Below are 22449 nucleotides of genomic sequence, written 5' to 3'. Positions count from 1 at the left end.
CCCCATGTTCCTCAGGCGACCGAAAGCGCAGGAAGTAGGGACGCTGCCGCAGTGGCGGCTGATGTGGCGGCAGTTCCGCCGGCACCGGCTCGCGATGGCGGGCGCGGCGATCCTGATCCCGGTGTACTTCGTGGCGATCTTCGCGGAGTTCTTCGCGCCGATGTCCAGCTCGACGGCGAACACGTCGATGACGTACGCGCCGCCGCAGGTTCTGCGCCTCTCCGGTGAGCACGGCCCCCATGTGTACGGGTACACGACCGAGCGCGACCCGAAGACGTACCAGCAGACCTACACCGAGGATCCGTCCAAGGTGGTCGAGGTCGGATTGTTCGTGCACGGCGACGCGTACAAGCTGCTCGGCCTGATCCCGTCCGACATCCACCTGATCGGGCCCGTGTCGAAGGGCGAGCCGTTCTTCCTGCTGGGCGCCGACCAGAACGGGCGGGACCTGCTGTCCAGGCTGATCCACGGCGCCCGGGTGTCGTTGTCGATCGGGCTGGTCGGGGTCGCGGCCAGCTTCCTGCTCGGCATGCTCATAGGCGGCATTTCCGGATATTTCGGGGGTGGCGTCGACAACGTCGTGCAACGGGTCATCGAGTTCCTGATGGCGATCCCGACGTTGCCCCTGTGGATGGCGCTGTCGGCCGCGCTGCCCACGGATTGGGGGCCGCTCACCCGATATTTCGCCATCACGGTGCTGTTGTCGCTGATCGGGTGGACCGGGCTGGCCCGGGACGTGCGCGGGCGGTTCCTGTCGCTGCGCGAGGAGGACTTCGTCACCGCCGCCCGGCTGGACGGCGTGGGCCGGCTGGCGATCATCTTCCGGCACATGATCCCGTCGTTCGCCAGCCACATCATCGCCTCGCTGTCGCTGGCCATCCCGGCGATGATCCTCGGCGAGACCAGCCTGAGCTTCCTCGGCCTGGGCCTGCAGGCCCCCGCCGTGAGCTGGGGGGTGCTGCTGGAGGGCGCGCAGAACGTACGCGTCGTGGCGAACGCGCCCTGGATGCTCGCGCCCGGCGTCGCGGTGGTGGTCGTCGTGGTCGCCATGAACTTCTTCGGGGACGGCCTGCGGGACGCCGCCGATCCGTACGGGAACAGGAAGGTGAGCCGGCGTGGGCGCAGACGACGTGCTGCTTGAGATCGAGGACCTGCGTACGCACTTCCTGCTGGACGACGGCGTGGTGTGCGCCGTGGACGGTGTGGACCTGCGGGTGCGCAAGGGCGAGACGCTGGCCATCGTCGGCGAGTCCGGCTGCGGCAAGAGCGTCATGGCCAGGTCGATCCTGCGCCTGGTGGACCCGCCAGGACAGATCGAGGGTGGCACGATCACGCTGCACCGCGACGGCGGCCCGGTCGAGCTGGTCGGCGCCGGGCAGAAGCTGCTGCGCGAGATCAGGTGGAACGACATCGCGATGGTGTTCCAGGAGCCGATGGCCTCGCTGAGCCTGGTGCACACGATCGGCAGCCAGATCGTCGAGGCGGTCCGGCTGCACGAGAACGTGGGCAAGGCCGCCGCCCGCAAGCGCGCCATCGACATGCTCGACCGGGTCGGCATCCCGATGCCGCAGCGGCGGGTGGACTCCTACCCGTTCGAGCTGAGCGGCGGGATGCGGCAGCGGGCGATGATCGCGATGGCGCTGGCCTGCCGGCCGAGCCTGCTGATCGCCGACGAGCCGACGACCGCGCTCGACGTCACCACGCAGGCGCAGATCCTCGAACTGCTGCGTGACCTCCAGGACGACTTCGGCATGGCGATCATGTTGATCACGCACGACCTCGGGGTGGCGGCGCAGGTGGCCGACAGCATGGCGGTGATGTACCTGGGGCGGGTGGTCGAGTACGGCACCGCCGAGCAGGTGCTGTCCGCTCCCCGCCACCCGTACGCGCAGGCGCTGCTGCGCTCGATGCCCCGGCTCGGGCAGGCCAGGCAGCGGCGGCTGACGGCGATCAGGGGCATGGTGCCGCCCCCGTACGCGCGCCCCGGCGGGTGCTTCTTCCATCCGCGCTGCGACCACGTGATGGCCGGGCGGTGCGACACGGTGGCGCCCAGCCTGATTCCGGTGGACGACCGCGAGGTGTCCTGCCTGCTCTACGAGGAGGACAAGTGAGCACGGAACCCCTGCTCAGGCTCGAAGGGCTGACCAAGCACTTCCCCGTCCGCAGCGGCCTGCTGGGCCGGCAGATCGGGGCGGTCAAGGCGGTGGACGAGGTCGACCTGAGCATCGCGGCGGGCAGCACGCTCGGCCTGGTCGGGGAGTCCGGCTGCGGCAAGACGACGCTGGGCCGGTGCATCGTGCGGGCGCACGACCCGACCGGCGGGCGCATGCTCTACCGGCGGCCGGACGACTCGGTGATCGACGTGGCGGGGCTGAAGGAGCGGGAGCTGAGGCCGTACCGGGCGCAGGTTCGGATGATCTTCCAGGACCCGCACTCGTCGCTCAACCCGCGCAAGACGCTGCGCGAGATCATCGGCGAGCCGATGCGAGTGCACAAGTACGGCACCAAGGACGAGATCGACGCCCGCGTCGGCGAGCTGCTCGAACGCGTGGGCCTGCGTCCCGAGTACGCCGACCGCTACCCCCACGCCTTCAGCGGCGGCCAGCGGCAGCGGGTCGGGATCGCGCGGGCGCTGGCGCTGTCGCCCCGGCTGGTCGTCGCCGACGAGGCCGTGAGCGCGCTGGACGTGTCGGTCCGCGCCCAGATCCTCAACCTGCTGATGGACCTGCAGGAGCAGGAAGGGCTCGGCTTCCTGTTCGTCAGCCATGACCTGGGCATCATCGAGCACGTCGCGGACGTGGTCGCGGTCATGTACCTGGGCAAGGTCGTCGAGCAGGGCCCGACCGACCAGCTCTACGGCCGGCCGCTGCACCCCTACACCGAGGCGCTGCTGTCGGCGGTGCCCGACCCGGATCCGGCGGCCAGGCGGCACCGGGAGCGGATCAAGCTGCTCGGCGACATCGCCGACCCGGCGCACGTGCCGCCCGGCTGCCCGTTCAACCCGCGCTGCGTCTACGCCAAGGACGTGTGCCGTACGGAGCCGCCGCCGCTGCGGGAGCTGGGCGGGCGGCGCGTGGCCTGTCACTTCGCCGAGGAGCTGGAGCTGCGCGGCGTGCCCGATCCCGACGTGCGAGAGGTGACGGCATGAGCGACCCGCGCTTCGACGGTCTCGTCCGGCCGTCCGCCGTCCTGGACGGAACACGCGAGGCGCTGCTCCGGGCGCCGCACGGGCCGGACAACCACGCCGCCAACCTGCTCCGCGCGCCGGACGGCGACCTGCTGTGCTGCTGGTTCTGCGGCCCGCAGGAGGGCGACCCCGGCACGAACGTGGTGCTCGCCCGGCTGCGCGGCGACCGGTGGGAGGAGCCCGCGCTCATCGCCACCGACCCGGAGCGCAGCGAGCAGAACCCGGTGCTGTTCGACGGCGGCGACGGGGTGACCTGGCTGCTGCACACCTCCATGGAGCCGCACGACCAGACGACGGCGCACGTCGTGGCCCGCACCTCGGCCGACTCCGGCCGGACGTGGAGCGAGCCGCGCGTGCTGTTCGCCGAGCCGGGCGTCTTCGTCCGTCATCCGCCCGTGGTCCTGGGCGACGGGACGTGGCTGCTGCCCGCCTACCACTGCGGCGCATCGGGTGACCGAAGCGTCGTCAAGGTCAGCGCGGACGGCGGGCGCACCTGGACCGAGCACGAGGTCCCCGGCAGCGGCGACCTGGTGCAGATGACGATCGCGGAGCGGCCGGACGGGCGGCTGCTGGCGATGTTCCGCGACCGGCGGGCGGAGCGGATCCACGGCTCCGTCTCGGCCGACGGCCGCACCTGGTCCGCGCCCGAGCGGACCGAGTTGCCCAGCAACGACTCCTCCGTCCAGCTCACGAGGCTCGGCGACGGACGGCTCGCGCTCGTCTACAACGACGCGAGCCTGGAGCGCGACCAGTTCAGATGGGTGACCAAGAACGGGCAGCCGCGCAAGAAGGCCTTGCGCACCCCGCTGGTCGTCGCCGTATCGGAGGACGGCGGCGCGAACTGGCCGTACCGGCGGGTGCTGCAGGATTCCGATTCCGAATATGAGCAGAACGAGCTCGGCTATTCCTATCCGAGTGTCATCGACGGCGGAGCGGGGCGGCTGCACGTCGCCTTCTCCTATCTGCGGAAAACGATCAAATATCTGGAGATTGGCAGCTGATGAAAATTCGACAAAGCGTTTTATACGGCGCTTTGGCGGTGGCGGTCGGCATTCCGTCGTACGTGGCCGGCCAGGGCAAGGGTGAGGTACGGGTGGAGCCCACCGGTTCCTACGCCTGCCGCCAGGACGTCGCCGCCCCCGACCCGAACGTCCCCAAGGTGCACGCGGCCGGCATCGCGCAGGCGCCGCAGGGCGACATCCTGACCGTCTACTACGGCGGGACCTCGGAGGGGGCCGCCAACCAGGCGCTCTACCTGTCGCGCCTGGCGGCCGGCGAGCGCACCTGGTCCGCGCCCGAGGTGGTGTTCGACGAGCCGGGCAAGGCCGACGGCAACCCGGTCCTGTGGTCGGACGGCAAGCGCCTCTACCTGTTCTTCGTGACGATCGAGGGACACGGCTGGGAACAGGCGCCGATCCGGTTGATCACCTCCGACGACGGCGGCCACACCTGGAGCGACCCGGCCTACATCCGCAAGGAGTGGGGCTGGATGGTCGGCACCAGCCCCATCAAGATGTCCAACGGCGAAGTGCTGGTGCCGATCTACGACGAGGCGGAGTCCAGCTCCGGCTTCTACGTGTTCAGCCCGGACATGACGTCGTGGAAGGCGTACCCGGAAGAGCACACGAGCTGGATCAAGACGGCCAGGAGCTCGATCCAGCCGACCGTGGTGGAGGTGGAGCCGGGGCGGCTGGTGGCGTACATGCGGACCGGGGACGGCGCGATCTACAAGAGCCAGTCCACCGACTTCGCCCGCACCTGGAGCGCGCCCGTCGCCGAGCCCATCGGCAACCCGAACTCCCGGATCGCCGCGCTCAAGCTGGACAGCGGCAAGCTCGTGCTGGCCTACAACCCCTGGGTCGAGCACCGCTCCCCCATGCGGGTCTCGCTGTCGCCCGACAAGGGGCGGACATGGGAGAACTCGGTCGACGTCGAAGCGCAGTCGGGGCCGCAGTTCACGTATCCGATCATGACGCAGAGCGCCGACGGCTTCATTCACATGGTCTATTCCTACAACCGCAACAACATCCGGCACGTCGTCTTCAACGAGCAGTATCTGCGCGACTCGGTCGGCCTGATCTCGAATTGGCCCGAGCACACCATCACCGAATTCAAGAACGGCGTACGGCGGAATGTCGTGCGTCAGTGCAGTTACGCGCCCGCCAAGGAGAGCAAATGACGAAGAAGGTCCGTGGGATCGCCCTGCTGGCGCTCGCGCTGAGCGTCACCGCCGTCCCCGCCGACGCCTCCGCCGCGGCGTGCAAGGACGTGGGGAACAAGTACAACCTGCCGTTCAGCGTCTGTGACGACGAGCTGTTCATCTTCGCGGCCAACTACAAGCCGTTCGAGGCGACCGTCGACGGGACCCGGCAGGGCACCAGGGTCTTCGACGAGGTCATCGGCAACAAGCTGCGGGCGGCGTTCCCGGATGTCAAGATCAAGTATGCGACCTGGGACCTGCCCGTCCGTTACGAGGATCTCAAGAAGGCCGGGGTCACCCCCGACATCATCATCGAGGACCCGAAGTCCCGCATCGACCGCGACCTGGAGCCGATGGGCTGGGTCGGCGACCTGACGCCGTCGCTGCAGCAGGCCGGCATCGACCTGAACACGCTGAACAAGGCCGCCGTCGAGCTGGTCAAGTCGCGCTCCGACGGCGGGGTCTACGGCGTGCCGCTGTTCATCGACGAGCACGTGCTGCTCTACAACAAGAAGATCTTCGACAAGTTCGGGGTGCGGTATCCCAAGCCCGGCACGACGTACGACGACGCGTACAAGCTGGCCAAGAAGCTGACCAGGGACGACGGCCTGGATCACTACAAGGGCTACATGCAGCACCCCGACCAGTACCTGGAGTTCAACCAGGCCGGCCTCTACCCGTTCCAGCCGACCACGAGCGAGGAGCCGAAGCCCGAGGAGCTCAAGGTCAGCATCACCGGTGACGGCTGGAAGCAGTACGTCGAGAACCTGTACCGGTTCCTGGAGATCCCGCGCAACGACTTCACCACCGTCACCGACTTCTTCAAGGGCGACATGAGCCAGCCGGGCCACCTGGCCATGGCCGTCGAGACGCTGTCGCGGCTGAACATGTACGCCGGCAACGAGCTGTTCATCGAGGACGGCGACGAGGAGTCGTTCAAGGAGCAGGCCAAGAGCGTCGACATCGGGGTCACCGCGGTGCCGGTGCTCAAGCGGGGCTCCAAGACGCTCTACCAGCCGAACACGCGGGCCGCGTTCATCCCGCCGTCGGCCCCGCACAAGGACCAGGCGCTGCGGATCACGAAGTGGCTGGTGTCGGAGGAGGCGCAGACCGAGCTGTCCAAGCAGGGCATCAAGGCCGTGCTGCAGACCCCGGCCGTGGTGTCGAACTTCGGCAAGAGCGTCCCCGAGCTGGCCAAACTGGACACCTCGGCCGTCTACTGGGGCGAGAACGCCGCCGTGTCCAACTACCAGAACACCGAGTTCTGGGACCTGCCGCTGTGGTCGGTCTTCCGCCAGCACGTGCTGCGTGACGGCATGACGCCCGAGCAGTCGCTGGCCGTCTCCGAGCAGCAGGACATCCCCGGCTACATCAAGGCGCAGGCCGGCGCGGGGAAGGACTGGTAACCCTGTCTCCCATCGTGGAACGCTGGGGCGTCCACGAGATCGAACTGGCCGGGCCGTCCGGCGGCAACCCCTTCGCGGAGGTTCGCCTGTCGGCCCGGTATCGGTTCCGCAATCGCATCGTCGAGGCCGAGGGCTTCTACGACGGCGACGGCGTCTACCGCGTCCGGTTCATGCCGGACGCGGTGGGTCCGTGGAGCTACACCACCGTGAGCAATGTGACCGAGCTGGACGGGCACGCGGGCGGCTTCGAGGTGTCGCCCGCCTCCGAGGACAACCATGGTCCGGTGCGGGCCGTGGGCACCGGGTTCGCGTACGCGGACGGCACGCCGTACCTGCCGTTCGGCACGACCGCCTACCACTGGACGCACGACATGGACGAGGAGCGCGAGCGCCGGACCCTGGCGACGCTGGCGGCCTCGCCCTTCAACAAGCTGCGCATGTGCGTGCTGCCGACGGGGAGCATGACGGCGCCGCCGGAGGTGCCGTTCGCCGGGAAGGACCCGGACGGGCTGGACAAGACCCGGTTCAACCCGGTGTTCTTCCGGCACCTGGAGTCCCGCGTCCAGGACCTGCTGGACCTGGGCGTCGAGGCCGACGTGATCCTCTTCCACCCGTACGACGGGGGGCTGCGCGGCATCGAGGACATGGGCCGCGAGACCGACCACGCCTACCTGCGCTACGTCATCGCGCGGCTGGCCGCCTACCGCAACGTGTGGTGGTCGGCCGCCAACGAGTACGACTTCAACCGGGCCAAGACCGTGGCCGACTGGGACGACATCCTGCGGACGATCCAGCGGCTGGACCCATACGAGCATCTGCGCTCGATCCACAACGGGACCCGCATGTACGAGGTCGCGACCCTCTACGACAACACCAAGCCCTGGGTGACGCACCACAGCGTGCAGCACTGGGACGTCACGCTGACCGGCACCTGGCTGCGGGACTGCCCGAAGCCGGTGGTGCTCGACGAGATCTGCTACGAGGGCGACATCGGCCGGCGCTGGGGCAACGTGACCGGCGAGGAGCTGGTGGACCGGTTCTGGGAGGGCATGTCGCGCGGCGGCTACGTGGGGCACGGCGAGTCGCTGACCGGCTTCCAGGAGCGGGCGTGGATCGGCAACGGCGGCGGGTTGCACGGGGAGAGCCCGGCCAGGATCGCGTTCCTGCGGCGGATCATGGAGGACCGCCGCGACGGCACCTTCCTGCGCTATCTCGGGCGGCGGCAGGCGGCCGGCGTCACCGTGGAGCTGCCGCCGGACGGCGGGTACGAGGTCGAGCTGATCGACACCTGGAACATGACGATCACCCCGGTGGGCGGGGTGCACCGGGACCGGGTACGGGTCGGGCTGCCGCGCCGGCCGTACCTGGCGCTGCGGATGACGAGGGCATGATGATCTTCAACTCTCTGGCGACCACCGCGCTCGGCTGGCACCTGCACGGCGAGAAGCGGCGCGCGCGGACCCTGGCCGCGCTGCGGGCCTCGCCGTTCGACCGGGTGCGGATGGCGGCGCTGGCGACCCGGTGCTCGCTGGACGCGCTGGAGGAGCGGGTGGCGGAGCTGGGCGCGATCGGCGTGACGGCCGAGCTGATGCTCCTGCATCCGGACGACGGCATCGCGGACGTGGCGGCGGCGGCCCGGTACGTGGCGGACGTGGTGCCACGGCTGGCCGCCCACCCGAACGTGTGGTGGTCCCTGACCGACGATCCCACCCATTTTCCCGATTTTTCGGAACATGATTGGGTTCGGCTCGCCGACCTGGTGGCCGAGGAGGACCCAGGGCACCACCCGCTGTCGATCACCGTCGACGCCGGGTCGCCGCTGCTGTGGCGGCGGGCGTTCACGCACGGAAGCGTGCGCGCGCCCAGCCCCCGGGACGCCTGGGTCCTGACCCGGGATCATCACAAACCCGTGCTGATGGACATGTGCGGCTACGAGGGCGACGCCGACGACCCGTGGCTGAGCCTGACCCCCGAGGAGGTCGTCCACCAGGCGTGGGACGGGGCGGTAAGGCGGCGCCCGGTGACGCACGGGGAGGCGTACCCGGACGACGACGGCCTGACCTGGTCGGCCGACGGCGGGACGCTGGCCGGCGGCGCGGTGCCCAGGATCGCCCTGCTGCGCCAGGTGTTCGCCGCCACACCCGACGAGGCCCGCTACCGCGACCGGGACGCGCCGATGCTGGAGGTGCCCGGCGAGTTCTACCTGGAGTACTGCGGCGAGCACCGGTTCCCCGAGCGCGTCTATGAGGTGCCCTCCGGACGGTACGAGGTCGAGGTGATCGACACGTGGGAGATGACGGTCAAGGCGCACGGCGTGCGGGAGGGCGACTCGCTGACCGTCCCGCTGCCCGGCACGGTCGGCCAGGCCATCCGGCTGAGGCGGTGCCCATGACGGCCGCCGCGCTCCTCACCTCCATCGCGGAGCCGGGCGGAAAGGTCGTCGAGGTGGTCACCGGCCCCGGCGGGCCCGAGGTGCGGCTCGGCCGGCACGGCTCGGCCCACCTGCGGGCGCCGCTGCGCGGCCTGCTCACCGCCTCGACCGGCCGCCCGTGGCGGATCGAACCCGCCGAACCCGGCACCGTCCTCCTCCAGGGTGGGGAGACCGTCGTGATCACGGCGCGGGCCGGCGCCCTGACCGCCCGGCTGGAGCTGGCCTTCACCCCCGACGGCCTGCTCACCCTCACCACCACGTGGCGCAACGACTCCGGCAAGCCGGTCACCGACGTGGCGGCCGGGCTCCTGCTGCCGCTCCCCACCTCGGACGCCCACGTCACCATGCCCGGCGTCCTCTACAACGGCAACCCCTCCTCCGACCCCCGCCGTCAGATCCCCCGCATCGACCAGGGGTTCGTGTGCGAGGAGGACCGCCTGCCCATCCCGGCCGTGAACGCCGCCTGGGACGACCGCTACGTCAGCCTGTTCGCGCACCCGGAACCCGCCCGCCACCAGGACGGCTCCGTCTCCTACGGCTCGCTCGGCCTCGTCAGGTCGCCGGGGCTCACGGTGGCCGCCATGACGGGGGTGATCATGTTCGACGGCGCGCCGGACGTCTGTTACGTCAGCAAGGCCGAGGTCGCGGACCAGCCGGTCGGCTACCGCGACCTGGCCCCCGGCGAGTCGATCAGCACCCGGCACACCCTGGACTGGGGGCCGGTGGAGCCGCGCGGGCTCGGCTTCAGGAAACTCGTCCACACCGAGCTGTACGACTCCCCTGCCGCGAACCCGTTGTCCCGCGACGAGCTGATCCGGCTCAAGACCACGGCCATGGACGCGCGCTGGGCGGGCGACGGCTACCTGGCCTACGAGGGCGTCCGCCACGGCCGCCCCCGCTCCTACCTGTACGGATGGACGGGCCAGTGCATGAAGCTGGCCCGCTGCGAGGCGATGCTCGGCCTGGAGCGCGGCGAGCCGGAGCGGGTCGAGCGGGCCCGCCGCGCCGCCGCCTTCTACGTCGAGGGCAGCGCGACACCCGTGCGCGGCCTGCGCCACGGCCGCTACCTGGTCGACGACGGCACGTGGGAGATGTTCCGCAAGGACGGCGCCGAGTTCGTCTCCAGCCGCGCCCACGGCGAGACGATCGCCGACCTGGCCGAGCTGGCGATCCAGTTCAGGCAGGCCGGGCTGGAGGTGCCGCCGGAGTGGGAGGAGGCGGTCGAGGACGCCGCCGCGCTCTTCTGGCACACGCGGCTGCCCGAGGGCATCGTCCCGCTCGGCTGGACGCCGGAGGGCACGCCGGTCACGCGCATGGTCTCGGCGGCGGGGGCCGCTTGTGTGCAGGCGATGCTGGGGGCGTACCGGCTGAGTGGGGAGCGCGTGTGGCTGCTGCGCGCCGAGGAGGTGCTGAGCCGCTACCACCGGCTGCACGCGGCCACGTTCGAGCGGCCGTTCGCGCACGCCACCCTGGACGCCTCCGGCGAGGACAAGGAGGCCGGGATGTACTACTTCCAGGCCGCCTTCGACCTCTACCGGCTCACCGGGCGCGACCTCTACGCGCGGTGGGCGGAGGCGGCGGCCGACTGGCTGCTGACGTTCGTCTACGTGTGGTCGCCGGAGTTCGGCACCGGCAGCACGTTCGCGCGGCGCGACTTCAAGGCGTGCGGCTGGCCCTCGGTGAGCGTGCAGAACCACCACCTCGACGTGTTCTTCCCGACCTCGGAGCTGATGGAGTTCGGCCTGACGACCGGCCGCCCCTGGTACGCGGCGCGCGCCGAGGCGATCCTGCGCGCCATGGGCCAGGGCGTCAGCCGGAAGCCCGGCGACTGGGGCTTCGCGACGCCCGGCGAGCAGGGCGAGGGGTTCTTCCAGACCAACTGGCAGCGCAAGGGCGAGGCGAACACGTGGAACCCGTCGTGGGTGATCGCGCTGCCGCTCTTCCACGCGCTGCGCATGAGGAAGGTGCCATGACAGAGGAAGAGGCCTGGCGGTACGCGGACGAGCTCCGTGACCGGGTGCGGCCGCCCGAGTTCCCCGACCGCTGGTTCGACGTCACCTCCTACGGCGGCGGGGACACGTGGACCGAGGCGTTCCGCGCCGCCATCGCGGCCTGCCACGAGGCGGGCGGCGGCCACGTCCGTGTGCCGCCGGGAACCTACCCCACTGGGGCGATCCACCTGCTCAGCAACGTGGACCTGCACGTGGAGGCGGGCGCCCGCATCCTGTTCAGCACCGACCCGGCCGACTATCTGCCGGCCGTCTTCACCCGCTTCTCGGCCATCGAGTGCTACAACTACTCCCCCTTCATTTACGCCTACGGCCAGGAGAACATCGCGATCACCGGCGCCGGCGTCCTCGACGGCCAGGCCGGGCCCGAGCACTGGTGGCCGTGGGTGGGCACGCCGGAGTTCGGCTACCGGGAGGGCATGCCGCACGAGGCCGAGGACTGGGCCGAGCTGCAGCGCATGGCGGCGGACGGGGTGCCGGTCGAAGAGCGCGTCTTCGGCGCCGGGCACTATTTCCGGCCGAACATGATCCAGCCGTACCTGTGCCGGAACGTGCTCGTGGAGGGCGTGCGCGTCGAGCGCTCGCCGATGTGGGAGATCCACCCCGTACGGTGCGAGAACGTACTCGTCAGGAACGTGTCGATCCACTCGCGGGGCCCCAACAACGACGGCTGCGACCCCGAGTCGTGCCGGTCGGTGGTCATCTCGGGGTGCGTGTTCGACGTGGGCGACGACTGTATCGCCATCAAGGCGGGCCGGGGCCCCGACGGGCGGCGGGTGGGGGTGCCGTGCGAGGACGTCCTGATCGAGGACTGCGACATGCGCTACCGGTACGGGTCCGTCGCGATCGGCACGGACACGACCGGCGGCATCAGGAACGTGTTCGTGCGCCGGTGCCGGTGGGGTGGGCCCGGGCTGTACTTCGGGCTCTACATTAAGACGAACTCGGTGCGCGGCGGGTTCGTGGAGAACGTGTTCGTGGACGACGTCGAGATCAGCGAGCTGACCAAGGAGGCCGTGTCGATCGACCTCTACCACGGTGACGGGCACAACGGCGACGACCCGCCGCCCATCCGCAACGTCAGCGTGTCGGGGGTGCGCAGCGATCGCACGCGGAGCGCGTACCTGCTGCGGGGCTATCCCGAGCAGCCGCTGCGCGACATCAGCATCAGGGACAGCACGTTCGCGCACGTGGAACGCGCGGACGTGGCCTGCGACGTCGAAGGGCTCTCGGTCAGGGGGGTCACCGTGGGCGGCGCCTGACCTCACAACCAGTCGTGCTCGCGCGCGTAACGTGCCGCCTCGTGCCGGGTCTTGGTCTGGGTCTTCTGCATCGCGTTGGAGAGGTAGTTGCGCACCGTGCCCTCCGCCAGGTGGAGGCGACCGGCGATGTCGGCGACCGAGTAGCCCTCGCTCGTCACCCGCAGCACGTCGATCTCGCGGTCGGTGAGCGGGCAGTCGTCGACGACGGCGAGCGCCGAGACGTCCGGGTCGATCCACCGCCTCCCCTCGTGCAGCGTCGTGATGACCGAGACGATGTGCGCCGGCTCGGCGGACTTGCTGACGAACCCCTGCACGCCGAGCTTCAGCGCCTTGCGGAGCACGCCGGGCCTGGCGTGCCGGGTCAGCATGAGGATCACCTGGTCAGGGCGCTCGCGGCGGATCTCCGCGACGGCGCCGAGCCCGTCGACGCCGGGCATCTCCAGGTCGATGACGAGCACGTCGGGCCGGTGCCGCAGCGTCGCCTCGACGGCCGACTCACCGTCCTCCGCTTCGGCGAGCACGGTGATCTCGCCTTCGAGAGGGAGCAGCGCCGCCAGCGCCTTGCGGAGAAGCGCCTCGTCGTCGGCGAGCACCACGGTGGTCATCGGTCGGTCCTTCCACGTCTCAGACGGACTGCCCAGTATTCTTCCGGTCCCGTCGTACCACCAGTGACGCGGCGTCATGCGTTCGTCATGACGTGGTCACACTGGTGAAGAGGCGCGGCGACGGCTGAGATCGACGGCATGTCCTCCGTCATCGACGTCGAACGTCTCAACCTCACCTACGGCGACTTCCACGCCGTGAAAGACCTGTCCTTCCAGGTACGCCGTGGCGAGCTCTACGCCCTGCTCGGCACGAACGGGGCGGGGAAGACCTCGACCCTGGAGATCATCGAAGGTCACCGCACGGCCACCTCGGGCACCGTGCGGGTCTTCGGGCAGAGCCCGCGCGACCGGCGGGCCGTGCGGCCCCGGATGGGGATCATGCTGCAGGAGAGCGGATTCTCGCCGGATCTGACGGTAGGCGAGTCCGTCCGCCTGATCGGCGGGCTCACCCAGCGCACCGACGACGCCGACCGCGTCCTCGGCATCGTCGACCTGACCCGCAAGGCCGGCACCAAGGTGGCCCAGCTCTCCGGCGGCGAGAAAAGGCGACTCGACTTCGCCACCGCCGTCTACGGGACACCAGAGCTGATCTTCCTGGACGAGCCCACCACCGGCCTGGACATCCAGTCCAGGGACGATCTGTGGGAGGCCGTGGACAGGATGCGCGAGGACGGCTCCACCATCGTCCTCACCACGCACTACCTGGAGGAGGCGCAGCAGCGCGCCGACCGCATCGGGCTCATGCACCGGGGCACCTTCCACCGGGAAGGGACCGTCTCCGAGCTGACGCGTACCCTGCCCGCCGCCATCCGCTTCTCCCTGCCCGCCTCCGCACCCGCGCTGCCGCTGCGGGCCGCGCGCGAGAGCGAAGGGAAGGTCCTCATCGAGACCTTCGGCCTGCAGAAGGACCTGCACACCCTGCTCCGCTGGGCCCAGGACCACGCGGTGGAGCTGCGGGACCTCGAAGCGGGACCGACCCGGCTCGACGACGTCTTCCGCGCCCTCGACATCTAGAAAAGAGGATCTTCGCCATGCTCTCGATCGCTCGCAGCGAGCTGATCCAGATCTTCAGAAACCGGCTGGTCCTGGTCACCGGTCTCGTCATGCCCGCCGTGGTCAGCGGCTTCTTCATCTACCAGCACGAGGGCTTCGCGGCCCTGGGCAGCCTCGGATACATCGCGGCGGTGGTGATGGCCACCGTCGGTGCGTTCGGGCTCTACACCACCTCGGTGACCACGCTGGCCGCCCGCCGCCAGAACCTCTTCCTCAAACGGCTGCGCTCCACGGCGGCGAGCGACAGCGGCATCCTCTCGGGGCTGCTCCTCCCGATCACCGTCATCTCGCTGGTCCAGGTGGCCGTGATCATGACCGTGCTGGGCGCGGTCACCGGCCGGCCGGACAACGTCCTCCTCCTGGCGGCGGCCGTGCTCGCGATGACGGTCATGATGCTCGGCCTGGGACTGGCCACGGCGGGAGTGACGAACTCCCCCGAGCACGCCCAGGTGACCACGCTGCCCGTCAGCCTCGGCGTCATCGCCGTGGTGACCTGGGTGGGGATCGCCGGCACCGAGGACCTCACCCTGCTCAAGCGGCTGCTCCCCGGCGGCTCGGCCGCCGAGCTGGCCGTCAACGCCTGGAACGGCGGCGTCGCCGTCACGGACTCCCTGCTGCTCCTGGCGCCCTCACTCGCCTGGGTCGTCGTCGCCGTCGCGCTGGCGACCCGCATCTTCCGCTGGGAGCCCCGCCGATGAGCTTGATCGTCGAAGACCTGATGCCGCTGCTCGACGACGAGACGGCGGTCACCTGAAGGTCTTCTTGAAGTCGGGGCATTCCACGAGGGGCTCGTGCGTGCAGGTCGTGGCATGGCGGAGGCCGTCGCGCATGCCCGTCAGGCGGGCGATGTCCTCCTCCAGCCGCCTGGCCCTGGCGGCCAGATGGGCACGTAGCTCCTGGTCGCCGGGGTCCGCCTGGATGAATCTGGCGATCTCGGCGATGGTGAACCCGGCGTCGCGGGCGCAGCGGATGAAGGTGAGACGGTCGAGCACCTCCGGCCGGTACGTCCGGCGCAGCCCGTTGCGTCCCGCCGAGTCGATCAGGCCCCGCTTCTCGTAGAACCGCAGCGCCGACGCCGCCAGCCCGGTGCGCTCGGCCACCTGTGCGATGTCCAGCAGCTCGCCCACCCTGCCTCCTTGACTTGAACCGCGCTTCAAGTAGCAGGCTAGCCGCCATGCAGATCCACCACCTCAACTGCGGGTCCGTACGGCGCATCGAACCCACCTACCAGGGCCCGGCCGCCGCGCACGCCGTCAACCACTGCCTCCTGGCCGAGACCGGCTCCGATGGGCTGGTCCTCATCGAAACCGGGCTCGGCCTGGAGGACGTGCGCCGTCCCGGCGACACCCTCGGGGCCGACTGGGTCGAGCTGTCCCAGCCCGTGCTGGACGAGGACGAGACCGCCGTCCGGCAGGTGGCGCGGCTGGGGTACGACCCGGGCGACGTACGCCACATCATCGTGACCCACCTGGACGTGGACCACTGCGGCGGCCTGCCCGACTTTCCCGAGGCCCAGGTCCACGTGCTGGCCACCGAACTGGACGCGGCGCTCGGCGAGGCGCCCAGCTTCCGCTACCGCCCGGCCCACTGGGCGCACGGCCCGAACTGGGTGACCTACCCGGACGCGGGCTCAGGTGACGACTGGTACGGCTTCACCTCCCTGCGGCCTGTGGGCCTGCCGCCCGAGTTCCGTCTGGTGCCGCTCGGCGGTCACACGGCCGGGCACATGGGGGTCGCGGTGCACGACGGCGACCGCTGGCTGCTGCACTGCGGCGACGCCTACTACTACCACCGGGAGCTGGATGAGGATCCGCATCCGCATCCGCTGCTCGACCTCGTGCAGACCAGTTCGGAGGTCCACCACGACCTGCGGCTCGGCACCCAGGCCCGGCTGCGCGAGCTCGTCCGCCGGCACGGCGACCAGGTGTCGCTCGTGAGCGCCCACGACCCCTGGGAGTTCGGCCGCTACCGCCCGAGCTGATCGAGGGCGAGCATCACCATCCAGCACAGCAGCGCGCCGAACACGGTGACCAGCCCGGCCCGGATCCAGTGGGTGGCGAGCAGCCTGCGCAGCAGCCGGGGGTCGTTTCCGCGGCTGAGGCGGATCTGGAGCGGCGCCCAGTAGGTCGCGGTCGCGGCCAGCATGACCGCCTCGACGGCGAACGCGAGCCAGACCGCCCAGCCCGGCACGTAGGCGGGCCGCAGGACGATCAGCAGCAGGGCGCCCAGGAGGGCCAGTCCGTGCGGGACGAACGCCGTACCGGGCAGGCGCCGTTTGTGGGCGTCGTGGTAGGCGCTCCACTCCGCCTCGCCGACCAGCGCCCACACGGGATAGACCACGAGCTGGGTGAGCCAGATGACCCCGGCGTTGAACATCGCCACGATCAGCGTCGCCAGCAGCACGACCTCACTCGTGCGCATGTGACCGGTCACGGAGTCGCCGCAGCGCGAGCAGCCCGCCGACGGCGGGGATGGCGGCGCGCCAGCGGACGCCGGATGAGGCGGTGGCCAGCAGGGTGGCCGTGATGACGGCGAGGTAGGCCACGCCGTGCAGCGGGCCGACGAGGGCCGGAATCGCCTTGATGTGGGTGGCGAACAGGTTGATCAGCAACACCATCAAGGAGACGGCCTCGACGCCGGCCGCGATTCGCAGTGATCTCATGTCTGATTCAGTCATCCCAGCCACTGGCGGCGAGGAAGCCCTCCCAGGTGATGTAGGGCGCCTCGGGGTGGCGCTGGTGCAGGATCTCGCCGGGCAGCGTCATGGGCGGTGCCTTGCGCGGGTCGGCCAGGCCCTGCGCGACCAAGGCGTCGGTGAGGGCGCGGGCGCCGCCGTGGCGGGGATAGGCGGCGTGTACGCGTTCGCCGTACCCGTCGGGGAGGTCGCCGGGGCCGCCGGTCAGGTCCACGCCGATGCCGATCTGGGCGATCGCGATCTCCGGTGGGCGGCGGCGGGCGAACACCGGCGACTGGTTGAAGCCGAAGGAGGTGTGCAGGGCGATGCCGTCCCAGACGGTGTCGACGCGGTCGTCGGTGATGCCGTGCCGCTCCAGGAACCGGGCGGCGAAGTCGGCGCCGTCGAGTTCGAACCGCTGGCCGGTGTCGGCGTGTTCGGTCAGGCCCATGTCGTGCAGCACGCAGATGAGGAACATGACCTCGGCGTCGTAGTCCCGGCCCGGCAGCCGGCCGACCTGGGCGGCGACCGCCCGGGCGAACAGGAAGCTGCGCAGGCTGTGGTTGCGCAGGTACGGCTTTTCGTCCGCCACCAGCTTCCGGGCCGCCTTGGCGACGCGGGTGGCGGGAAAGGACAGGTCGTCGGGAGCGCTGGCGGCCGCGGGGGCACTGGCGGCGGTCAGGCCCGCCGCGCCGGCGAGGCCGGCTCCCAGCAGTGTACGGCGGTCCAGGGACGAGCTCATAAGGTCTCCTTCGGTCGGGTCGGCGAATGGTCGGTGCTGTGAAAGCGCCGGCGGTAGGCGGTCGGGGTGATGCCCAGGACCTTCAGGAACGTCCGGCGCATCGTCTCGTCGGATCCGAGACCGCACCTGCGGGCGATCGACGCCACGGGTTCGGCGCTGGTCTCCAGGAGGGCCTGCGCCGCCTCGACCCGGATCTGCTCGACGTACTGGCCGGGGGTCAGCCCGACCTCGCGCCGGAACAGCCGGCTCAGATGGCGCTCGCTGACCGTGATCTGGGCCGCCATCGCCGCGAGGGTGTGCTCGGCCGCCGGTTCGGCCGCGATCATGTCCAGCAGGCCCCGCAGCGCCGGGTGACGCGGCGCGGGGACGGCCCCGCGCACGCTGAACTGCGACTGGCCGCCCGGGCGTTGCAGGAACACGACCATGTACTTGGCCACCGCGCGCGCGAGGTCCGGCCCGTGGTCCTCTTCGACCAGGGCCAGCGCCAGATCGATCCCGGCGGTGACCCCGGCCGAGGTCACGACCGGCCCGTCACGGACGAAGATGGCGTCGGGCTCCACGGTGACGCTCGGGAACCGGGACGCCAGATCGGCGCAGGCGGCCCAGTGCGTGGTGGCCCGCCGCCCGTCGAGCAGCCCGGCCTCCGCCAGCAGGAGCGCACCCGTGCACACCGACGCCACGCGGCGCGCACGGGAGCCGAGGTCGCGCAGCAGGTCCAGGAACGCCTCGCCGGGGCGGTCGCCGTCCGGCGGCGCGTACCCCGGCACCAGTAGCGTGTCGACAGGGCCTTCGATCTCGCCCAGGGCCAGGTCGACGCCCAGTGGCAGCCCGATGTCGGTGCGCACGGGCCGCCCGTCGATCGAGGCGTGCCGGATGCGGTAGCCACGGGACCCGTGCAGGATCTGCACCGGCCCGGCCACGTCCAGCAGCACCACGCCGTCATAGACGGCCACCACCAGCTCTCTCACACCGCCAAGCCTCGCGGCCCGCCGCACAGGTCCGCAATGACCATCAACCCACAGATCCGGACATGCCTCGGGCGCGCTTGCCTTCATAGTACGTTTGGCGATATATATCGGACATGGCACTACGAGAGCAGAGCTATCTCATCCTGCTGGCCCTCTCCGACGGGCCGCTCCACGGGTACGCGGTGATCAAGTCCGTGCGGGAGCTGTCGGAGGAGCGGATCCGCATGGGGGCGGGCACCCTGTACGGCGCGCTCGAACGCCTGGCGGGCGAGGGCCTGGTCAGAGTGTCCGGCGAAGAGGTCGTGGACGGGCGGCACCGCCGCTACTACGAGCTGACCGGCCAGGGCGGCGAGGTCCTCGTCGAGGAGACGGCCCGCCTGGCCCGGCTCACCGCCACCGCCCAGCATCGCCTCGGCCCGCGACCGCGGTTCGGAGTATGACCGTGCATTCCTACGAAAGCCGCTGACCCCGAGTGCCGGCGCCCGCCGTGGGGACACGGTTTCTCGACGTCCGGCCACTGATCGGCACCGGCGAGGTGGCGCCGCACCCTGAGACCGCGCCGGCCTAGGTGCCCTTCTCGGATGAACGCGGGCTCCATCCGAAGGAGGATGCGCGTGCCGCAAGGGCGCTGCCACAGTCGAAAGCAGGCGGCTGCTGGGCCGCCCCGATCCGGAAGGACTCCAGCAGTGCCATCGAGACACACCAGGGTGGTGCGGGGTTCGGCGCTGATCGCGGGCCTCGCGCTCGCGGGCGGGCTCACCGTGACCGCTCCCGCCGTGGCAGCGGAGCGGGCCAGGCTCACCGCGCCATCCCTCACCGGCAAGTACGACGTCGGCACCACCGACCTCCACCTCGTCGACCCGTCCCGCCCCGATCCGTGGAAACCGGAACGGCGCCGGGAACTCATGGTCACCGTCACCTACCCGGCGGACCGGTTGGCCGAGGGCCCGCGGGCACCGTGGCTCACGCCCGGCATGAGCGCCGTCGTCGACCAGGCGCTGGCGGGCGAGGACTACCTCAGTCTCCCGGTCGGCTCCATCGACTGGGCATCGGCGAAGCGAAGGGCCGAGACCAGCGTCCCCGTGGCGCACGGCGCGCCGAAGCCGGTCGCGCTCTTCTCCCCTGGCTTCGGCTTCCCACGCGAGATGTACACCGCGATCGTCGACGACCTGGCGAGCCACGGCTACGTGGTCGTCTCGCTCTCGCACACCTACGAGAGCGCGGCGGTCGAGTTTCCTGGCGGGCGGCTCGAACTCGCGGTGTCCGAGGGCGAAGAGCCCGCATTGAAGAAGGCGCTCGACGCCCGGGTGGCCGACAGCCGGTTCGTCCTCGACCAGCTCACGAAGCTCACCCGGGGCGCGAACCCCGACGCGGACAAGCGCCCGCTCCCCCGCGGGCTCGGCCGGTCGCTCGACCTGTCCCGGGTCGGCGCCTACGGGCACTCCTACGGCGGGTTCACCGCGGGCGAGACGATGGTCCACGACCGCCGTGTCGACGCCGGGATCAACCTGGACGGCGCGATGGCGACCGCGATCGGCTATCCCCCGGGAAGTCCATACGAGCCGGGCGAAGTCACCGAACGCGGCCTGGACAGGCCGTTCCTCCTGATGGGCGCCGAGGGCGTCGACGAGAACGGGAAACTGCTCGAGCACACTCACCGGAATCCCGCGTTCGACCGCAGCTGGGCGGACTTCTGGGCCGTCCAGCGAGGCTGGAAGCGGGATCTGTTCCTGCGCGGCGGCAGCACGCACCTGGCCTTCAGCGATCTGCAGAACATCGTGCCGCAACTCGGCGCGCGCGTGGCACCGGACAAGCGTGAGGCGCTCATCGGCTCCATCGACCCCCGTCGTTCGCTGGCCGCGCAACGGGACTACATCGGCGCGTTCTTCGATCTGCACCTTCGCGGACGGGACCGGCACCTGTTCGACGGCGAATCCCCGCGACACCCGAACATCGACTTCATCGAGTAGGCACCGAAGGGGACTCTCCCCGCATCGCGAGGACCTTCAGTGCATGGGGGTCCAGATCGTCATGGGGCCTACTCCTCTGTTGGCCCAGGTGTAGTAAGGGATGAAGGTCAGGTCTGCCGTGCCCGTGTGGTCTGGGGCGCGGGGGGTGGTGGCCGTTCTGTAGGGGAAGCCGTCGTCGGTTTGCCGGTGTACGTGGGCCCGGCCCCGGGCGATGATCGGGACCACGTCCGGTGGCAAGCCCGTCAGTGGGGGGCCGTCGCGGAGGTCCGGTGAGGCCACGCACAGGTCGTCCACGACCACGCCCGGGTGGTCGGCCTGTTCCAGGCAGTAGACCAGGGGGCCGCGTTCCACGGCCACCTGGCCTCGGGCCACGTCCAGCCTGGGTACGGCCACCGTCAGCCTTGGGCGTACCCCGAGGTCCAGGGTGATCCGGTCGCCGGGGTGCCAGGTGCGGTGGATGCGGTGGTACGAGCCGGGGGCGGCGGGTGCCAGCGACGGGTCGGACCAGGAGGGGATGCGGGCCGAGAGGGCCCAGGGGCGGCCGGGGGTTTCGCGGACCACGATGTCGACGTGGCCGTTCCAGGGATAGTCGGTTTCGATCTCCAGCACGACCTCGCCCGCGCGGACGGTGCCGCCGGCGTACAGGTGGAGTTGGATTCCGTCCTGGTTCTGGGTGGCCACGTAGTGGTCCAGGGAGGAGAGCAGGCGCATCACGTTGGGCGGGCAGCAGGCGGTGCCGTACCAGTCCTGGCGGCCGCGGGCCGGGGCGCGGCGGTCGTCGGGGTTGGCGCCGGCGCGGACGCGGAGTGCGTTGACGTAGAAGAAGCGGTCGCCTCCGAGCGAGACGCCCGGCAGGACGGCGTTGTAGAGGGTGCGTTCCATCAGGTCCGCGTAGGCGGGCTCGCCGGTGGCCAGGAGCATGCGCCACGACCACTGGACGCTGCCGATGGCGGCGCAGGTCTCGCAGTACGCGGTCTCCGGGGTCAGCTCGTGGTGGCCGCCGAACGCCTCCCCGTACCAGTTGGCGCCGAGCCCGCCGGTCAGGTACGTCTTGGTCGCCACCATGTCGTGCCACTGCCGGTCGAGGGCGGTGAGCAGGCCCTCGTCGGCGGTTTCGACGGCCACGTCCGCCGCCCCGGCGGCCAGGTACATGGCGCGTACCGCGTGCCCCTCCACCGTGGTCGCCTCCCGCACCGGCACCCGGTCCTGGCGGATGCCGGGCCCGTGGTGGCCCTTGAGCGGGAGGAGTTCGCGGCCCCGGCCGGCGACCATGCGGGCGGCCAGGTCGAGGTACGGGCGCGTCCCGGTCTCCCGGTAGAGCTCGGCCAGGGCGGTCTCGATCTCGGGATGGCCGTCGAGCGCGTCGGCCGGCAGGTCTTTGACCAGGTGGTCGGCGAAGCGGGTGGCGACGTCGAGGAGGCTACGGTCGCCGGTGGCGCGGCTGCCGGCGACGGCGGCCTGCATGAGGTGGCCCGCGCAGTAGAGCTCGTGGCTGGAGGCCAGGTCGGAGTAGCGTTCGCGGCCGGTGAGCTGGGTGTGGGTGTGCAGGTAGCCGTCGGTGCGTTGTGCCCCGGCGACCAGCTTCACCGCCTCCCCGTACGAAGACGCCAGGCTCTCGTCGGAAATGGCCGTAGGAGCCGGGGATCCCGAAGCTCTGCCGCGCTCCCAGGCCACCGCCTCCAGCCACTTGTACACGTCGGAGTCGGCGAAGACCTTGCCCTGGTGTTCCCCTCCGGCGCCGCGACCGGCCAGCTCCAGGTTGGTGAAGGCGCCGGACTCGCGGATCCGCTCCTCGCCCAGCGGGATCGTCACCTCACGGTTGACCCGCTGCCGCGCCCCCCAGAACCCGCCCTCGACGCGCCCTCCGGAAGCCGGTCTCAGAGCCACCGCCGCCTCCGGGCGCGGCCGCACCGCCGAATCATCGCTCATGCGGCCATCCTCC

22 protein-coding genes are annotated in these 22449 nt (G+C 70.7%); 15 read left to right on the top strand and 7 right to left on the bottom strand.

What is annotated here, in order from left to right:
• Window positions 1-4 precede the first annotated feature (4 nt).
• The 10 genes from C4V41_RS03990 to C4V41_RS03945 are packed head-to-tail and all read left to right on the top strand — an operon-like array spanning window position 5 to window position 12495.
• On the top strand, window positions 5-1141 hold the full coding sequence (locus C4V41_RS03990; protein ID WP_103954316.1) for an ABC transporter permease: 1137 nt from the start codon (window positions 5-7) through the stop codon (window positions 1139-1141).
• Window positions 1116-2111, top strand: coding sequence for an ABC transporter ATP-binding protein (locus C4V41_RS03985; RefSeq protein WP_103954315.1), 996 nt, complete (start codon window positions 1116-1118; stop codon window positions 2109-2111). The genes C4V41_RS03990 and C4V41_RS03985 overlap by 26 nt, the downstream gene beginning before the upstream one ends.
• Window positions 2108-3148: an ABC transporter ATP-binding protein gene (locus C4V41_RS03980; protein WP_103954314.1), complete on the top strand. Its 1041-nt coding sequence runs from the start codon at window positions 2108-2110 to the stop codon at window positions 3146-3148. The genes C4V41_RS03985 and C4V41_RS03980 overlap by 4 nt, the downstream gene beginning before the upstream one ends.
• The gene (locus C4V41_RS03975) at window positions 3145-4188 is read left to right on the top strand and encodes a sialidase family protein (RefSeq protein WP_103954313.1); all 1044 of its coding nucleotides are present in this window, start codon (window positions 3145-3147) and stop codon (window positions 4186-4188) included. The genes C4V41_RS03980 and C4V41_RS03975 overlap by 4 nt, the downstream gene beginning before the upstream one ends.
• The gene (locus C4V41_RS03970; protein WP_103954312.1) at window positions 4188-5366 is read left to right on the top strand and encodes a sialidase family protein; all 1179 of its coding nucleotides are present in this window, start codon (window positions 4188-4190) and stop codon (window positions 5364-5366) included. The genes C4V41_RS03975 and C4V41_RS03970 overlap by 1 nt, the downstream gene beginning before the upstream one ends.
• Window positions 5363-6793, top strand: coding sequence for an ABC transporter substrate-binding protein (locus C4V41_RS03965; protein ID WP_160150158.1), 1431 nt, complete (start codon window positions 5363-5365; stop codon window positions 6791-6793). The genes C4V41_RS03970 and C4V41_RS03965 overlap by 4 nt, the downstream gene beginning before the upstream one ends.
• A gap of 14 nt (window positions 6794-6807) precedes the next feature.
• Window positions 6808-8184, top strand: coding sequence for a DUF5060 domain-containing protein (locus C4V41_RS03960; protein WP_200823725.1), 1377 nt, complete (start codon window positions 6808-6810; stop codon window positions 8182-8184).
• Window positions 8181-9185, top strand: coding sequence for a DUF5605 domain-containing protein (locus C4V41_RS03955; protein ID WP_103954309.1), 1005 nt, complete (start codon window positions 8181-8183; stop codon window positions 9183-9185). Before C4V41_RS03960 ends, C4V41_RS03955 begins: the two co-directional genes overlap by 4 nt.
• Window positions 9182-11197 (top strand): hypothetical protein, encoded by a 2016-nt coding sequence (locus tag C4V41_RS03950; protein ID WP_200823724.1) that lies wholly within the window; start codon window positions 9182-9184, stop codon window positions 11195-11197. The genes C4V41_RS03955 and C4V41_RS03950 overlap by 4 nt, the downstream gene beginning before the upstream one ends.
• The gene (locus C4V41_RS03945; protein ID WP_103954308.1) at window positions 11194-12495 is read left to right on the top strand and encodes a glycoside hydrolase family 28 protein; all 1302 of its coding nucleotides are present in this window, start codon (window positions 11194-11196) and stop codon (window positions 12493-12495) included. The genes C4V41_RS03950 and C4V41_RS03945 overlap by 4 nt, the downstream gene beginning before the upstream one ends.
• Window positions 12496-12497: 2 nt before the next feature.
• On the opposite strand, the gene C4V41_RS03940 is transcribed toward C4V41_RS03945, so the two are convergent.
• A complete protein-coding gene (locus tag C4V41_RS03940; protein ID WP_103954307.1) occupies window positions 12498-13100 on the bottom strand; it encodes a response regulator transcription factor in 603 nt (200 codons plus the stop codon).
• Window positions 13101-13238: 138 nt separating this feature from the next.
• Here C4V41_RS03940 and C4V41_RS03935 point away from each other — a divergent pair, with 138 nt between their 5' ends.
• Both C4V41_RS03935 and C4V41_RS03930 read left to right on the top strand, forming a co-directional pair.
• The gene (locus tag C4V41_RS03935; RefSeq protein WP_103954306.1) at window positions 13239-14114 is read left to right on the top strand and encodes an ABC transporter ATP-binding protein; all 876 of its coding nucleotides are present in this window, start codon (window positions 13239-13241) and stop codon (window positions 14112-14114) included.
• Between the two features lie 17 nt (window positions 14115-14131).
• Window positions 14132-14851, top strand: a complete 720-nt coding sequence (locus tag C4V41_RS03930; RefSeq protein ID WP_103954305.1) for an ABC transporter permease — start codon at window positions 14132-14134, stop codon at window positions 14849-14851.
• Window positions 14852-14899: 48 nt separating this feature from the next.
• Here the strand turns inward: C4V41_RS03930 and C4V41_RS03925 are convergent, their stop codons facing one another.
• Window positions 14900-15280 carry a MerR family transcriptional regulator gene (locus C4V41_RS03925; protein WP_200823723.1) on the bottom strand — a complete coding sequence of 127 codons (381 nt, stop codon included), beginning with the start codon at window positions 15278-15280 and terminating at the stop codon, window positions 14900-14902.
• Window positions 15281-15327: 47 nt separating this feature from the next.
• Here C4V41_RS03925 and C4V41_RS03920 point away from each other — a divergent pair, with 47 nt between their 5' ends.
• A complete protein-coding gene (locus C4V41_RS03920; RefSeq protein WP_103954304.1) occupies window positions 15328-16134 on the top strand; it encodes an MBL fold metallo-hydrolase in 807 nt (268 codons plus the stop codon).
• Here the strand turns inward: C4V41_RS03920 and C4V41_RS03915 are convergent.
• The 4 genes from C4V41_RS03915 to C4V41_RS03900 are packed head-to-tail and all read right to left on the bottom strand — an operon-like array spanning window position 16119 to window position 18528.
• Window positions 16119-16574, bottom strand: a complete 456-nt coding sequence (locus C4V41_RS03915; RefSeq protein WP_103954303.1) for a hypothetical protein — start codon at window positions 16572-16574, stop codon at window positions 16119-16121. The two genes, C4V41_RS03920 and C4V41_RS03915, sit on opposite strands and share 16 nt — an antisense overlap.
• Window positions 16561-16815 carry a DUF3817 domain-containing protein gene (locus tag C4V41_RS03910; protein ID WP_103954302.1) on the bottom strand — a complete coding sequence of 85 codons (255 nt, stop codon included), beginning with the start codon at window positions 16813-16815 and terminating at the stop codon, window positions 16561-16563. Before C4V41_RS03910 ends, C4V41_RS03915 begins: the two co-directional genes overlap by 14 nt.
• A 7-nt stretch (window positions 16816-16822) precedes the next feature.
• Complete coding sequence (locus tag C4V41_RS03905; protein WP_103954301.1) at window positions 16823-17569, bottom strand: HD domain-containing protein; 747 nt, start codon at window positions 17567-17569, stop codon at window positions 16823-16825.
• The gene (locus C4V41_RS03900) at window positions 17566-18528 is read right to left on the bottom strand and encodes a GlxA family transcriptional regulator (RefSeq protein WP_407669925.1); all 963 of its coding nucleotides are present in this window, start codon (window positions 18526-18528) and stop codon (window positions 17566-17568) included. The genes C4V41_RS03905 and C4V41_RS03900 overlap by 4 nt, the downstream gene beginning before the upstream one ends.
• Window positions 18529-18650: 122 nt before the next feature.
• Here C4V41_RS03900 and C4V41_RS03895 point away from each other — a divergent pair, with 122 nt between their 5' ends.
• Together C4V41_RS03895 and C4V41_RS03890 are read left to right on the top strand one after the other, a co-directional pair.
• Window positions 18651-18977 (top strand): PadR family transcriptional regulator, encoded by a 327-nt coding sequence (locus C4V41_RS03895; RefSeq protein WP_103954299.1) that lies wholly within the window; start codon window positions 18651-18653, stop codon window positions 18975-18977.
• 246 nt (window positions 18978-19223) lie between these two features.
• On the top strand, window positions 19224-20507 hold the full coding sequence (locus C4V41_RS03890) for an alpha/beta hydrolase family protein (protein WP_235029889.1): 1284 nt from the start codon (window positions 19224-19226) through the stop codon (window positions 20505-20507).
• 36 nt (window positions 20508-20543) lie between these two features.
• On the opposite strand, the gene C4V41_RS03885 is transcribed toward C4V41_RS03890, so the two are convergent.
• Window positions 20544-22436, bottom strand: a complete 1893-nt coding sequence (locus C4V41_RS03885) for a glycoside hydrolase family 127 protein (RefSeq protein ID WP_200823721.1) — start codon at window positions 22434-22436, stop codon at window positions 20544-20546.
• Window positions 22437-22449: the final 13 nt, after the last annotated feature.

The sequence above is a fragment of the Nonomuraea solani genome, assembly GCF_900108335.1.
GTDB classification, from domain to species: domain Bacteria; phylum Actinomycetota; class Actinomycetes; order Streptosporangiales; family Streptosporangiaceae; genus Nonomuraea; species Nonomuraea solani.
Note: the sequence above shows the minus strand (reverse complement) of the source record. Positions and strands in the feature narration are given on the sequence as shown.

What these genes read in the sequence shown, in the direction of transcription:
- C4V41_RS03935 (WP_103954306.1), top strand. Translation starts at nt 13,239, where the DNA reads ATGTCCTCCGTCATCGACGTCGAACGTCTCAACCTCACCTACGGCGAC.
- C4V41_RS03975 (WP_103954313.1), top strand. Translation starts at nt 3,145, where the DNA reads ATGAGCGACCCGCGCTTCGACGGTCTCGTCCGGCCGTCCGCCGTCCTG.
- C4V41_RS03990 (WP_103954316.1), top strand. Translation starts at nt 5, where the DNA reads ATGTTCCTCAGGCGACCGAAAGCGCAGGAAGTAGGGACGCTGCCGCAG.
- C4V41_RS03905 (WP_103954301.1), bottom strand. Translation starts at nt 17,569, where the DNA reads ATGAGCTCGTCCCTGGACCGCCGTACACTGCTGGGAGCCGGCCTCGCC.
- C4V41_RS03885 (WP_200823721.1), bottom strand. Translation starts at nt 22,436, where the DNA reads ATGAGCGATGATTCGGCGGTGCGGCCGCGCCCGGAGGCGGCGGTGGCT.
- C4V41_RS03950 (WP_200823724.1), top strand. Translation starts at nt 9,182, where the DNA reads ATGACGGCCGCCGCGCTCCTCACCTCCATCGCGGAGCCGGGCGGAAAG.
- C4V41_RS03970 (WP_103954312.1), top strand. Translation starts at nt 4,188, where the DNA reads ATGAAAATTCGACAAAGCGTTTTATACGGCGCTTTGGCGGTGGCGGTC.
- C4V41_RS03915 (WP_103954303.1), bottom strand. Translation starts at nt 16,574, where the DNA reads ATGCGCACGAGTGAGGTCGTGCTGCTGGCGACGCTGATCGTGGCGATG.
- C4V41_RS03955 (WP_103954309.1), top strand. Translation starts at nt 8,181, where the DNA reads ATGATGATCTTCAACTCTCTGGCGACCACCGCGCTCGGCTGGCACCTG.
- C4V41_RS03945 (WP_103954308.1), top strand. Translation starts at nt 11,194, where the DNA reads ATGACAGAGGAAGAGGCCTGGCGGTACGCGGACGAGCTCCGTGACCGG.
- C4V41_RS03930 (WP_103954305.1), top strand. Translation starts at nt 14,132, where the DNA reads ATGCTCTCGATCGCTCGCAGCGAGCTGATCCAGATCTTCAGAAACCGG.
- C4V41_RS03895 (WP_103954299.1), top strand. Translation starts at nt 18,651, where the DNA reads ATGGCACTACGAGAGCAGAGCTATCTCATCCTGCTGGCCCTCTCCGAC.
- C4V41_RS03965 (WP_160150158.1), top strand. Translation starts at nt 5,363, where the DNA reads ATGACGAAGAAGGTCCGTGGGATCGCCCTGCTGGCGCTCGCGCTGAGC.
- C4V41_RS03910 (WP_103954302.1), bottom strand. Translation starts at nt 16,815, where the DNA reads ATGAGATCACTGCGAATCGCGGCCGGCGTCGAGGCCGTCTCCTTGATG.
- C4V41_RS03920 (WP_103954304.1), top strand. Translation starts at nt 15,328, where the DNA reads ATGCAGATCCACCACCTCAACTGCGGGTCCGTACGGCGCATCGAACCC.
- C4V41_RS03940 (WP_103954307.1), bottom strand. Translation starts at nt 13,100, where the DNA reads ATGACCACCGTGGTGCTCGCCGACGACGAGGCGCTTCTCCGCAAGGCG.